Here is a 12,281-nt window from a genome sequence, read left to right on the forward strand (position 1 = left end):
CTCCCGGTGCACGCTAACGCGACGCGCCGGCGCGGCGCTTGGTCCACACGTCGAACGCGACGGCGGCCAGCAGTACCGCGCCCTTGACCAGCATGACGCGCTCGGACGGAGCGCCGATGAGGTTCATGCCGTTGTTGATGACGCCCATGATCAGGCCACCGGTGATGGCGCCGACCACCTTGCCGACGCCGCCCTGCACCGCGGCGCCGCCGATGAAGGCGGCCGCGATCGCGTCGAGTTCGAACTGGTTGCCGGCCGTCGAGTTCGCCTGGTTGAGCCGACCGGCGAAGATGATGCCGGCCAGCGCGGACAGCACACCCATGTTGACGAAGATCCAGAAGATCACCGACTTGACCTTGACACCGGACAGGTTGGCGGCCTGCACGTTGCCACCGACCGCGTAGATCTGCCGGCCGAACACCGCCCGGTTGGTCAGCACCGAATAGGCGAGGGTGAGGATCGCCAGCAGCACCAGCACCCACGGCAGATTGCGGAATCGGGCGAGCTGGACGATGAGGAACATGACCGCGACCGACGCCACGACGATCTTCGCGACGAAGACCGGAACCGGTTCGACCGCCTGGCCGTACCGCAGTCGTCCGGCCCTCGAACGCCATTGCACGACGACGATTCCCACCACCGCGCCGAGGCCGACGAGGAGGCTGAGTAGATCGGCGCCCCCGAGTGGGCCCAGCCCGACGTTGCCGAGATAACCGTCGGTGAATCCGTTGGACAGCGTGCGCACGGCGTCCGGGATCGGGCCGATGCCCTGGTTGCTGAGGACCATCATCGTCAGGGCCCGGAACAGCAGCATGCCGGCGAGCGTGACGATGAAGGCGGGGATGCCGAAGTACGCGACCCAGTAACCCTGCCAGGCACCGATCAGAGCGCCCGCGAGCAAGGTGATGATCAGCGCGACCGGCCACGCGACATGCTGATCGACCATCAGCTTGGCCGCGATCGCCCCGGTGACCGCCACCACCGAGCCCACCGACAGATCGATGTGCCCGGCGATGATCACCAGGATCATCCCGATCGCCAGGATCAGGATGTACGAATTCTGCACGATGATGTTGCTGATGTTCTGCGGCGCCAGCATGTCGCCGCCGGTCAGGATCGTGAACAGCAGCACGATCACGACGAAGGCGATGTAGATACCGCTCTGCCGCAGGTTTATCGAGAACCGGCGGGAGCCGTTGCCGCCCGGCTTGGCCGGGGTCTCGTCCACCGCCAGGTCGGCGTTGGTCGGTGCGGCGGTCACGAGGACACCTCCGGACTGGCGGTCATCAAGGTCATGAGGCCCTCCTGTGTTGCTTCGGCGCGTGGCACCTCGCCGGTGATCCGGCCGGCCGACAGGGTGTAGATGCGGTCGCAGAGGCCGAGCAGCTCGGGCAGTTCCGAGGAGATCACCAGCACCGCCTTTCCCTCGTCGGCGAGCCGGTTGATGATCGTGTAGATCTCGTACTTCGCGCCGACGTCGATGCCCCGCGTCGGCTCGTCCAGAATCAGCACGTCCGGATCGGTGAAGATCCATTTGGAGAGGACGACCTTCTGCTGATTGCCGCCGGAGAGCTTGCCGGTGATGCTCGAAACGCTCGGCGCCTTGATGTTCAAGCTCTGCCGGTACTCCTCGGCGACCTTGTACTCCTCGTTGTCGTCGACCCATCCCAGGCGGGCCAGCTTGCCGAGGGCGGCCGCCGAGACGTTCCGCTTGACGTCCTCGATCAGGTTCAGCCCGTACCGTTTACGGTCCTCCGTCGCGTACGCGATGCCGTGATCGATGGCCTCGCGCACCGACCGCAACCGGATCTCCTGGCCGTCCTTGATGATCCGCCCGGAGATGCCGGTGCCGAACGAGCGGCCGAAGACGCTCATCGCCAGTTCGGTGCGCCCGGCGCCCATCAGCCCGGCCAGGCCGACGATCTCCCCGCGCCGCAGCGAGAGGTTGGCGCCCCGCACCAGCACCCGGCCGTGCTGGGTCGGACTGTGCACGGTCCAGTCCTCGATCCGCAGGATCTCCGGGCCGATCTTCGGCTCGTGCGGCGGGAACCGGTGGTCGAGGTCGCGGCCGACCATGCCGGCGATGATCCGTTCCTCGGTCAGCCCCTCGGACGGCAGTGTGGTGATCGTGCGGCCGTCGCGCAGGATCGTCACCCGGTCCGCGATCGCCAGCACCTCGTTCAGCTTGTGCGAGATGATCACGCAGGTGATGCCCTCGTCGCGCAGGCCGCGCAACAGGTCGAGCAGGTGGGCCGAGTCCTCGTCGTTGAGCGCGGCGGTGGGCTCGTCGAGGATCAGCAGCTTGACCCGCTTGGACAGCGCCTTGGCGATCTCGACCAGCTGCTGCTTGCCGACACCGAGGTCGATCACCGGGGTGACCGGGTTCTCGTGCAGGCCGACCCGCCGCAGCAGGTCGCTCGCGGCGGCATTGGTGCGGTTCCAGTCGATCAGGCCGCGGGTGGCCTGCTCGTTGCCGAGGTAGATGTTCTCGGCGATCGACAGCATCGGCACCAGCGCGAGCTCCTGGTGGATGATGACGATTCCGCGGTGCTCACTGTCGCGGATGCTGGAGAACCGGCACGCCTCGCCCTCGAAGGTGATGTCACCCTCGTAGTCACCGTGGGGGTAGACGCCGGAAAGGACCTTCATGAGGGTCGACTTCCCGGCGCCGTTCTCCCCGCAGATCGCGTGAATCTCGCCGCGGAGCACCTCGATGTCCACGTCCGAGAGCGCCTTCACGCCCGGAAAGGACTTCGAGATGCCCCGCATCCGCAGGATTGCCTCGGTCATTTGTCGATCTGGGCCGCGGTGTAGTAACCGGTGTCGACCAGTTCCTTCTGGTAGTTCGACTTGTCGACGACCACGAACGGAAGCAGCATCGACGGGACGACCTTGTTGCCGTTGTTGTAGTCGGTCGTGTTGTTGACCTGCGGCTGCTGACCCTTGAGGACCGCGTCGGCCATGCTCACCGCGGTCTTGGCGAGCTGCCGGGTGTCCTTGTAGATGGTCGAGTACTGCTCGCCCTTCTTGATCGACTTGACCGAGGCGAGCTCGGCGTCCTGGCCGGTGACGATCGGGTAGGGCTGGGCGGCGGTGCCGTACCCGCTGCTCTTGAGCGCCGACAGGATGCCGATCGACAGGCCGTCGTACGGCGAGAGCACGCCGTCGACCTTGGCGCCGCCCTTGTAGGTGGAGGTCAGCAGGTCCTCCATGCGCTTCTGCGCGGTCGCCGGGTCCCACCGCAGGATGGAGATCGTCTTGAAGTCGGTCTGCTTGCTCTTGACCACGATCGTGCCCGCGTCCATGTACGGCTTGAGCACCTTCATGGCGCCGTTGTAGAAGAACGTCGCGTTGTTGTCGTCCGACGAGCCGGCGAACAGCTCGACGTTGAACGGGCCCTTCGCGGTGCCCTTCGAGCCGTCGGCCTTGAGCAGCTTGAGCCCGGTCAGCAGCGAAGTGGCCTGCTGCTCGCCGACCTTGCCGTTGTCGAACGTCGCGTAGTAGTCGACGTTCGGCGAGTTGAGCAGGAGCCGGTCGTACGCGATCACCGGGATGTGCGCGGCCTTGGCGTTCTCCAGCTGCGTGGTCAGCGCCTTGCCGTCGATGGAGGCGATGATGAGCAGCTTGGCACCCTTGGTGATCTGGTTGTCGAGCTGCTGCGTCTGGGTCGGGATGTCGTTCTCGGCGTACTGCAGGTCGACCTTGTAGCCGAGGGCTTCGAGCTGCGACTTCACGCTGTCGCCGTCCTTGATCCAGCGTTCGCTGACCCGGGTCGGCATCGTGACGCCGACAAGGGCGCCCTTGTTATCCGTCGACGATGTCTGCTTGTCGGCGGTCTTCTCGCTGGAACCGCAGGCGGCCAGCGCGACGGTCAGGAGGGCGGCGGAGGCCACGGCCCCCACTCTGGCAAGTCTCATCGCGGCGGGACTCCAATTCACTTCAAGTAAAGACGCTCGCCGGCCGCAAGGAGTCGGGAGCGCTGCAGTGGCGTCGAGTGTGAACGCTCACACTTGCCCTGTCAACGGGTTCCGGCAACCTCGACGACACCTCATCGAAACGCTCTGGGCTGCGCTTTCGGCGCTCCGAGGGCCCCAGTTGTTATCGATAACAGATTCGGCACGATGTGCGGGCGGGCCGCTTGACAGCCATCGAGAACGGCCGTTGGATGTTACTCGGAGGTAACGCCATGATCACGGGCTGGAAGCACGCTCTCTCCGCACTCGTCCTGGCCGTCCCGCTCCTGGCCGGCATCCCGGCGTCCGCCGCCCCCGCGGGCTGTTCCGCGCCGGCCCCCAGCACCACCCAGCCCGGCTACCTGGTCGCCGACCCCGGCTGCGAGATCGACGGGACGCCGTTCACGGCGCTGCCCGGCGCCCACGTCTACACCGGCATCCGCGCCGGGGCGGCCTACCGCATCGAGGTGCCACAGCACTGGAACGGCCGGCTGGTCGTCTGGGCCCACGGCTACCGGGGCGACGGCACGACGGTGTACGTCGACAACCCCCCGCTGCGCGCCCACTACATCGCTTCCGGCTTCGCCTGGGCCGCGTCCAGTTACGCGACCAACGGCTACGACGTCGGCCAGGGCGTCACCGACTCGTACTCGATGATCGACCAGTTCCGTCGGGTGACCGGCCAGGCCGCCCGCTCGGCGCTGATGAGCGGCGCCTCGATGGGCGGCCAGGTCACCGCCGTCATGATCGAGAAGCACCCGCACTCATTCACCGGCGCGATGCCGATGTGCGGCGTCCTCGGCGACACCAGCCTCTTCGACTACTTCCTGGACGCGAACGCGACCGCGGCCGCGCTGACCGGCGTACGCATCGACTACCCGCTCCACCCCGGCGACACCTACCAGGACCAGTGGCGCGCCCAGGTCGCCCGGATGCTCCCGGCCCTCGGCGTGACCGCCGGCGCCCCGCCCACCCTGACCGCGACCGGCAAAACGTGGTCGGCGGTAGTCGAACGGCGCACCGGCGGGGTGCGGCCCGGCTTCGACGGCGCGTTCGCCTACTGGAACGCCGCCCGCTCCCTCGACCCGCTGTCCGACCTGCCGTTCCTGTTCGGCCTCTACCCGGGTCTGACCGGCGGCACCGAAAAAATCGCCGCCGGCAACGTGGCAGGCAACCAGTTCACGTTCTACCGCTCGACCGACGGCCGGTGGCCCACCGCGGCCGAGTGGAAGCTGAACGCCTCGGTCCTGCGCGTACACCCGACCATCCCGCCGTCCCGCGACCTCTCCGGCGTCCCCCACGTCTACGGCCGCCCGGCCATCCCGGTACTGTCGATGCACGACGTGGGCGACCTGTTCGTACCGTTCTCGATGGAGCAGATCTACGCCCAGCGCGCGGCCGCCAACGGCCGCGCGGCCCTGTTCGTCTCCCGGGCGATCCGCGGCGTAGGCCACTGCGACTTCACCCCGGCCGAACTGACCCAGGGCTTCGACGACCTGATCCACTGGGTAGACTCCGGCCACCGCCCGGCCGGCGACGCCATCCTGGACCGGCGCACGGTGTCCTCACCGGCCTTCGGCTGCCGCTTCACCAACGGCACCCACCAGTTCTTCGTAGCCCCCGCCTGCCCCGCGTAGCAGCCCGATCCCCGGGGCTCAGTCGCGTGTGGACTGGCCTCGGGAAGGGGGCTCACGCCCGGCTCCCCTTCCCCTCCCGGTAAACGGGCCTGCCAAGATGAGCCGCGAAGCGCTCAGGACCAAAGCCGCCAGACGGCGCGGGGGTGCTGCGTCGCCTCGACCGGACATCGCGTAGGAGTCACGCCCGCTGGCGTTAACGTCAGGCAGCGATCCCGGCCAGCGGGGGAGAGTCGGGCTGGCTTTGCGGCCTTGGGCGCCTATCGACTCGTACGCCGGTCTGCTCGGCCGGCACGGCGCCGGTAAGGCGGATTGTCGCGACCCGGTTCGGGACGATGCCGACGGCAGCAGCGCGGCGGATTGTTCGACCGGATCTGGCGTCAGACTTCGCCGCGGCTCCGGCATCACCGAGATGCTCGGCGGTGTCCTCAACTTTCGCCAATCGTCTCGATGACGCGGCCGTATTGAGCGTTGACCGCGTCGATGCCCGGCCAAGATGGTGCGAACCAGCCGCGCCCTTTTGGGGGACGTCGGCCAGCAGGTTGCGCAGCTGGTCCGTGCGGCACCGCGGCTCGGCGGCGCCGACTGCACTGCCGAGGCCGTGGTGCGCGTCGGAGACCGCCGGACGGACCCCGAAAGGCCGCGGACCACCAGGCTACGCGGGAACGCCGGACAGCCGACGCCGTTCTTGGAATTGGTGGCTGCCGTCAGCATCGGCCGTGCTCGGCCCGGCGGCGGTGCCGCAACAACGAGTCCGAAGGTTGAACGGACCGGAGGGCGGCGTGCGCCTCGGCCGGCGGGCCGCCCAGCAGGCGCCCGGCGGCCGCCCAGCAGGCGCCCGGCGGGCCCGCCCAGCAGGCGGCCAGCGAGCAACGCTTCGATCCGGTCGGGCAGCGGGCGGTCGATCATGGCAAGGGACCGTGCCCGGCCGCGTAGCGCGCGGATCCGGTCCGACGGCGGCCGCCCTTCCCGCTGCGAGGCCTCCGCGCGTCAGGCGGCCTCGTTGCGGGCGGCCTGCGCCTGCAGCGTCGCCGTCCACGGGTGCGATCCGGGGTTGTCGAGCAGGTGGTCCCAGATCAAGCCGACCGCTGCGGCCTGCCGGCCAAGCACACCCTCGTGGCGCAGCGTCCAGCCGTCCGCCGCGGACGCCAGCCGGACGGTGCTGGGCTCGGAGTCCGGCAGCGTCGTCAACGGGTGCGGAAAGATCGGCTCGTCGGCGGCGGCCCGGGACCACCGCAGGGTTTCGTCGTCGGCGCGCTCCAGCCGGACCTCCAGGTCGCCGGCCGGCAGCACCCCCACCGGGGCCTCCACCGCCGCGGACCGGTGGCGGACCACGGTCACCCGCGCGTCGTCAGGGGTGGGTGGCGCCGGCCGCCGCACGAGTGACAGCATCGCCCACTCGGCGGCCCTTGCCGGCTTCTGCTCCCAGGCCGGGTGCGAGCCGACGACCGTACGCCATGGGGTTTCCTCGGGCACCGCCCAGATGTGGAACTCATGCCGCTCGGGCGGGTCGCCGTCGGTGCGGACCGTCTCGTGCAGCCGGTCGCGTGCGTGCACCCGGACCCGGATCAGTCCGCGCGGCACGGCGACGTCGGTGAGCGCGTCAGCGGTGCCACCCATCAGGCCGACGGGCCGGCGGAGATCGAGTATTGACAGTAGTCGACGAACAGCCGGGCCCAGTCGTCAGAGGCCGGCACTCCGCGATCCTCCGTGCGAGGCGACCAGGGCGTCCGCCACCTTCGCGGCGTCCGCGTCGGCGACGTGGGCGGGATATTCCGGCAGGAGGTCGTCCCAGACGACCAGCCACGACCCGTACAGCTGGGCCTGGCCCTCGGGCCGCGCGAAGAACCACAGGTGGAGATGAGCGGCGCCGTCGCCTATGCGGTAGAGGTGGGCCCGGGAGATGTGCGGCAGGGCCTGCATGTGCCGGACGATGCGGGTGCCCAACAGCCCCATCTCCGCGGCCATCGGGTCCGGGAGTTCGGCCATGTCGTAGTGGTCGCGCGGGTACAGCATCAGCACCAGCGGCACGCCGACTCCGGGGATGCGCTCCAGCCGCCAGCGCTCGTTGAACCATATGCCCTCGTCGCGTTCCCGGCACGGCCGGCAGTTCGCCGGGTCCTCGCCGTGCCGGGCCGGTTCGGGCAGCACCGGCGGGCGTAGCGGGGCGACCCGTAGTCCGTCCTGTTCGAACGGGCTGATGTCCCATCCCGTCATGCGGGCCAGCGGCAGTCGCCGCTCGGTGTCCGCGACGGCTGCGGCGTGGTCGTAGAACTCGCCCGGGGTCAAGGCCATGGCGGGAACACTAGTACGGCGATCACACTTCGACGCCGACGACGCCTCCACCCTGGACCGCCACGTATTTCTCCGGCCGGATGGTGATGATGACCCGTACGTCGGCGTCCTTCACCTCGTACTCGTTGCCGTAGCGGCGTTGCAGGGTCTTGTAGAACGCCGCCTCGGCGTCGTCGTCCTCGACGCTCTCGACGACGCCGCGCACCTCGAGGAAGCGGTACTCGTCCGCCCGATCCGCGATCGACAGGGCCACCCGCGGTTCGGCGCCCAGGTTGCGGAACTTCTGCCGGGTCTTGGTGTGTGTCATCCGGATCCGGGAGCCGTCCCAGTCGAACCACATCACACTGGACTGGGGCGAGCCGTCCGGGCGGACCGTCGCCAGGTGGGCGAAGTTGGGCTGCTCGAGCAGGTCGGTGTGGCTCTCAGGTGGCTGCATGATCCCCAGTGTCCACCAGAATGGGGCGATGACGGACTTCGACCCGGAAACACGCCGCCGCTTCGCCGCCATCGAGGCCAACTGGGACGCGCGCACCCCGATCCACGCGGCCAGCCGCTTCTACGACGTCGGCGGCAAGGAGCCGGCCTCCTGGTTCGCCGACTACGAGTGGGCCGACCTCGGCGACCTCACCGGCAAGGACGTCCTGCACCTGCAGTGCCACCTGGGCACCGAGACCGCCGCCTTCGCCGGGCGGGGCGCGGGCCGCGTCGTCGGCCTCGACCTTTCCACCGCCGCGGTGGCCGAGGCCCGTCGCTTGGCGACGGCTCCCGTTTCGTACGTCCGGGCCAACGTGTACGACGCACCGGCGGCCCTGAACGGCGACCGCTTCGACGTGGTCTACACCGGCAAGGGCGCCCTGTGCTACCTGCCCGACCTGCCGCGCTGGGCCGGCGTGGTGGCCGAACTGCTGCGGCCCGGCGGCCTGGTCTACATCGTCGAGTTCCACCCGCTGCTGGTCTCGCTGGGCCTCGTCCCGTCCGGTCCCGAGCTGCTGCTGCGCCACGACTACCTCGAGGGCCGCGGCGCCCAGCTGCGGGACGGCGCGCACACCTACACCGACGGCCCGCCGCTGACCCACTCGACCGAGGTGTACGAGTGGGCCCACGGCCTGGGTGAGGTCGTCAACGCCCTGGTCGGTGCCGGCTTTCAGATCACGTCGCTCCGGGAGCCGGACGAGATTCCGTGGCCCCGCTGGCCGTCGATGGTCCCGACCGGCACCGGCTTCTGGCGCCTTCCCGGCGACGCCCCGCGGATTCCGCTGTTCTATGCGCTCGCTGCCCGGGTCAGCCCGTAGAGCCGTAATAGGTGGACGAGGTCGTACCTTCCTAAGCTGAGGGCATGATCGCTCATCCGGGACTCCGCTTCGCCGACCACACCGTCACCGTGCCCCTCGACCATCGGACGCCCGGCGGGGAGACGATCGAGGTCTTCGCCCGCGAGGTGGTGGCCGCCGACCGGTCCGGCGACGACCTGCCCTGGCTGGTCTTCCTGCAGGGCGGCCCGGGCGGGAAGTCGCCGCGGCCGCTGCGGGCCGAGAGCTGGATCGGCCGGGCCGTACGCACGCACCGGGTGCTGCTGCTCGACCAGCGCGGAACGGGACGCAGCACGCCCTTGACCGCGCGTACGGTCGCCGGCCGCTCCCCGCGGGAGCTGGCCGGCCATCTCAAGCTTTTCCGGGCCGACAGCATCGTCGCCGACGCCGAGATCCTGCGCGAACGGGTCGCCGGCGGCGCCCGATGGAGCACGCTCGGCCAGAGTTACGGCGGCTTCATCACGCTGGCCTACCTCTCGGCCGCGCCGCAGGCGCTGCGCACCTGCTATGTCACCGGCGGGCTGCCGGGTCTCACGGCCACGGCCGATGATGTGTACGCGCGGACCTACCCGCGGGTCGCCGCCAAGAACGCCGAGTTCTACCGGGAGTTCCCGGACGACGTCGCCGCCGTACGCCGCATCGCCGACCACCTCGCCGCGGGCGACGTCCGTCTGCCCGACGGCGACCGTCTGACCGTCGAACGGTTCCGCTTCCTCGGCAGCTCGTTCGGCATGAGCTACGGCTATGCCCACCTGCACTGGCTGCTCGACGAGGCATGGCACGGAGAGGAACTCTCCGACACCTTCCGGTACGCGGTGATGGCCGAGACCGGGTTCATCGACCAGCCGCTGTTCGCGCTCCAGGAGTACTGCTACGGTCGGGCCGGCGGCGCCACCGGCTGGGCCGCCGACCGCGCCATGCGGGCGCGCCCGGAGTTCGCCGCGGACGCCACTCCCCTGCTGTTCACCGGCGAGATGATGTACCCCTGGATGTTCGAGCAGATCGCCGCGCTGCGCCCGTTCGCCGGTGCCGCCGACATCCTGGCCGCCACCGACGACTGGCCGGCCCTCTACGACCCGGCCCGCCTGGCCGCCAACGAGGTCCCGGTGGCCGCCGCGGTCTACGCCGACGACATGTACGTCGACGCCGGCCTCTCGCTCGAGACCGCCGCCGCCGTCGGCAACGTCCGCGCCTGGGTGACCAACGAGCACGAGCACGACGGCCTGCGCACCTCCGGCGAAGCCGTGCTCGGCCGCCTCATGGACATGGCCGCCGGCCTCGCCTAGACCGGCGCCCCCCGGTCGGCCGATCTTGACCGTAGGATGCCCGCGGCCGTCGCGCCGCACACGAAGAGGGGCTCCGCATGGGATCGAGATGGGTTCGCGCCGCCGGGGCGGCGCTGCTCGTGGCCGCGCTGGCGCCGGCGGGATGCGATTCCCCGCCGGCGTCGTCGTCCCCGTCGTCCCCGGTCAGCTCCGCGGCGGCGCTTCCCCGGGTCGGCGAGGACCTCGCGGCCGGCCCCGTGCCCACCCGGCCGAAGGTCAGCCGGGAGACGCTGGACTCGTTCCTCACGATCGCGCTCGGCACCGAGTACGGCGACAATGACCCCACGATCGCGATGTGGGAGCTGCCGATCGTCGTCGTCCATCTCAGCGGCACCCTCAGCGCGGCCGGCCGCACCTGCGCCACCCGTACGGTCGCCGACTTCAACGCGCTCAGCGCCACCACCAAGCTCCGGATCACGAGCGGGCCCGGCGACATCGAACTCCACGTCGCGCCCCGCTCGCAGTTCGCGACGATCGAGCCGCACTACGTGCCCGGCAACGACGGCTTCGCCTGGGTGACCTGGCCGGCCGGCACCAACGCGATCGGGCACGCGAACGTGCTGGTGCAGTCGACCGGCATCTCGGCCCGGCTGCGCTGCCACCTCATCCGCCGCGAGCTCACCCAGGCGATGGGCCTGCTGGGCGACCTGGGCAACCACCCGACCAGCGTCTTCACCGACGACAAGGACGCGACCCCCACGCAGTACTCCGCCCTCGACAAGCAGATGATCAAGCTGCTCTACAGCGGGGCGATCCACCCCCACGACGACCGCTCCGCCGTCACCCGCGCCGTGACCGTGTCCTGAGCCTCTGCGGCACCCGGCCTCGCCTGCGCCCGGCCGGGACGTGCGCAGGGACGGCCGAGCAGGAGCGTGCGGTGCTGCCCTATCCGCCGGGCACCGTCGTCACGTACGCCTGTCTGCCGCCGATGGTGCGGCCGGTCACCGGACCGCGCGGTGCGCTCACCGCAACGTGGGGTCTGGGGGTCGCCCCCAGGTAGGCCGAGCGCCCGGGGGTGGTGCCGAAGGCCAGGCGGAACGACTCGATGAAGGCGCTCGGGCTGCGGTAGCCGCAGTCGGCCGCCACCCGGGTGACCGGTGTGCCGCCGGCCAGCAGTTTGAGGGCGTGGTGCAGTCGTAGCTGGGTTCGCCACTGCGGGAACGTGAGGCCGGTCTGCTCCCGGAACAGGCGGCTGAGCGTACGGGAACTGGCGCCGACGGCGCGGCCGAGCTGGGGCAGTGAGCGGGGGTCGGCCGGGTCTTCCGCCAGGATGCGGGCGAGGTCGACCAGGCGCGGGTCGTGCGGGGCGGGCAGGCCGAAGGGCAGGGCCTCGACGCCGCGCAGTTCGTCCAGGGCGACCAGTTCCAGGTGGTGACGGTGCTGGTCGGTGCGGGCGTCGTCGTCGGTCAGGGCACGGACGACCTCGCGGAGCAGCGGGCTCACCGACAGCACGGTCGGGGCGTCGCCGGCCAGCGGGTTGGGCACGTCGAATTTCAGGGCGCGCATCTCGGTCGGGCCGTGGGCCTGGTGGGCGTGGGCGATGTGGGCCGGGATCCAGACCGCGCGGTGCGGCGGGACGATCCACGAGCCCTTCTCGGTCGAGACCTGCAGGACGCCGCTGATCGGGTAGACCAGCTGGTGGACCGGGTGGCCGTGCCAGGCGATCTGCTGGCGGTGGGCCAGCGAGCGGACGGTCGGGTCGGCGGGTTGGCGGGTTACCGACATGACGTGGCAGATTATCGGAAGTCGGCAAGCTCGGCGACC

Annotated in this window: 11 protein-coding genes; 4 read left to right on the forward strand and 7 right to left on the reverse strand. The window is 70.2% G+C overall.

Features of this window, described 5'->3' with window-relative positions; all coding sequences use genetic code 11:
• Positions 1 to 13 precede the first annotated feature (13 nt).
• From mmsB to chvE, 3 genes are read right to left on the reverse strand one after another with little or no spacing between them, the layout of a single operon-like run.
• Positions 14 to 1,261, reverse strand: coding sequence for a multiple monosaccharide ABC transporter permease (mmsB, locus tag ACIA5C_RS09600; protein ID WP_396052877.1), 1,248 nt, complete (start codon positions 1,259 to 1,261; stop codon positions 14 to 16).
• Positions 1,258 to 2,790, reverse strand: coding sequence for a multiple monosaccharide ABC transporter ATP-binding protein (gene mmsA / locus ACIA5C_RS09605; RefSeq protein ID WP_396052878.1), 1,533 nt, complete (start codon positions 2,788 to 2,790; stop codon positions 1,258 to 1,260). The genes mmsB and mmsA overlap by 4 nt, the downstream gene beginning before the upstream one ends.
• Positions 2,787 to 3,917, reverse strand: coding sequence for a multiple monosaccharide ABC transporter substrate-binding protein (chvE, locus tag ACIA5C_RS09610; protein WP_396052879.1), 1,131 nt, complete (start codon positions 3,915 to 3,917; stop codon positions 2,787 to 2,789). Before chvE ends, mmsA begins: the two co-directional genes overlap by 4 nt.
• 269 nt (positions 3,918 to 4,186) lie before the next feature.
• On the opposite strand from chvE, the gene ACIA5C_RS09615 reads away from it, so the two are divergent.
• Entirely contained in the window at positions 4,187 to 5,590 is a 1,404-nt protein-coding gene (locus tag ACIA5C_RS09615) for a phthalyl amidase (protein ID WP_396052880.1), read from the forward strand.
• A gap of 987 nt (positions 5,591 to 6,577) precedes the next feature.
• Here the strand turns inward: ACIA5C_RS09615 and ACIA5C_RS09620 are convergent.
• The 3 genes from ACIA5C_RS09620 to ACIA5C_RS09630 all read right to left on the reverse strand — a co-directional run bounded on the left by ACIA5C_RS09620 (position 6,578) and on the right by ACIA5C_RS09630 (position 8,318).
• Positions 6,578 to 7,207 carry a hypothetical protein gene (locus ACIA5C_RS09620; protein ID WP_396052881.1) on the reverse strand — a complete coding sequence of 210 codons (630 nt, stop codon included), beginning with the start codon at positions 7,205 to 7,207 and terminating at the stop codon, positions 6,578 to 6,580.
• 63 nt (positions 7,208 to 7,270) lie between these two features.
• Positions 7,271 to 7,882 carry a hypothetical protein gene (locus tag ACIA5C_RS09625; RefSeq protein WP_396052882.1) on the reverse strand — a complete coding sequence of 204 codons (612 nt, stop codon included), beginning with the start codon at positions 7,880 to 7,882 and terminating at the stop codon, positions 7,271 to 7,273.
• Between the two features lie 22 nt (positions 7,883 to 7,904).
• Positions 7,905 to 8,318 carry a PPOX class F420-dependent oxidoreductase gene (locus tag ACIA5C_RS09630; RefSeq protein WP_396052883.1) on the reverse strand — a complete coding sequence of 138 codons (414 nt, stop codon included), beginning with the start codon at positions 8,316 to 8,318 and terminating at the stop codon, positions 7,905 to 7,907.
• 28 nt (positions 8,319 to 8,346) lie between these two features.
• Between ACIA5C_RS09630 and ACIA5C_RS09635 the strand changes: the two genes are divergently transcribed.
• From ACIA5C_RS09635 to ACIA5C_RS09645, 3 genes are all read left to right on the forward strand, one after another.
• The gene (locus tag ACIA5C_RS09635) at positions 8,347 to 9,174 is read left to right on the forward strand and encodes a class I SAM-dependent methyltransferase (protein WP_396052884.1); all 828 of its coding nucleotides are present in this window, start codon (positions 8,347 to 8,349) and stop codon (positions 9,172 to 9,174) included.
• 44 nt (positions 9,175 to 9,218) lie between these two features.
• On the forward strand, positions 9,219 to 10,478 hold the full coding sequence (locus tag ACIA5C_RS09640) for an alpha/beta fold hydrolase (RefSeq protein WP_396052885.1): 1,260 nt from the start codon (positions 9,219 to 9,221) through the stop codon (positions 10,476 to 10,478).
• 77 nt (positions 10,479 to 10,555) lie between these two features.
• On the forward strand, positions 10,556 to 11,323 hold the full coding sequence (locus ACIA5C_RS09645; RefSeq protein ID WP_396052886.1) for a DUF2927 domain-containing protein: 768 nt from the start codon (positions 10,556 to 10,558) through the stop codon (positions 11,321 to 11,323).
• Between the two features lie 79 nt (positions 11,324 to 11,402).
• On the opposite strand, the gene ACIA5C_RS09650 is transcribed toward ACIA5C_RS09645, so the two are convergent.
• On the reverse strand, positions 11,403 to 12,242 hold the full coding sequence (locus tag ACIA5C_RS09650) for an AraC family transcriptional regulator (protein ID WP_396052887.1): 840 nt from the start codon (positions 12,240 to 12,242) through the stop codon (positions 11,403 to 11,405).
• Positions 12,243 to 12,281 lie beyond the last annotated feature (39 nt).

It is taken from the genome of Actinoplanes sp. NPDC051343, from assembly GCF_044455125.1.
Taxonomy (GTDB): domain Bacteria; phylum Actinomycetota; class Actinomycetes; order Mycobacteriales; family Micromonosporaceae; genus Actinoplanes.

Bases quoted from the DNA above. Each gene is read 5' to 3' on its own strand.
- mmsA (WP_396052878.1), bottom strand. From the start codon at position 2,790: ATGACCGAGGCAATCCTGCGGATGCGGGGCATCTCGAAGTCCTTTCCG.
- chvE (WP_396052879.1), bottom strand. From the start codon at position 3,917: ATGAGACTTGCCAGAGTGGGGGCCGTGGCCTCCGCCGCCCTCCTGACC.
- ACIA5C_RS09615 (WP_396052880.1), top strand. From the start codon at position 4,187: ATGATCACGGGCTGGAAGCACGCTCTCTCCGCACTCGTCCTGGCCGTC.
- ACIA5C_RS09620 (WP_396052881.1), bottom strand. From the start codon at position 7,207: ATGGGTGGCACCGCTGACGCGCTCACCGACGTCGCCGTGCCGCGCGGA.
- ACIA5C_RS09625 (WP_396052882.1), bottom strand. From the start codon at position 7,882: ATGGCCTTGACCCCGGGCGAGTTCTACGACCACGCCGCAGCCGTCGCG.
- ACIA5C_RS09630 (WP_396052883.1), bottom strand. From the start codon at position 8,318: ATGCAGCCACCTGAGAGCCACACCGACCTGCTCGAGCAGCCCAACTTC.
- ACIA5C_RS09635 (WP_396052884.1), top strand. From the start codon at position 8,347: ATGACGGACTTCGACCCGGAAACACGCCGCCGCTTCGCCGCCATCGAG.
- ACIA5C_RS09640 (WP_396052885.1), top strand. From the start codon at position 9,219: ATGATCGCTCATCCGGGACTCCGCTTCGCCGACCACACCGTCACCGTG.
- ACIA5C_RS09645 (WP_396052886.1), top strand. From the start codon at position 10,556: ATGGGATCGAGATGGGTTCGCGCCGCCGGGGCGGCGCTGCTCGTGGCC.
- ACIA5C_RS09650 (WP_396052887.1), bottom strand. From the start codon at position 12,242: ATGTCGGTAACCCGCCAACCCGCCGACCCGACCGTCCGCTCGCTGGCC.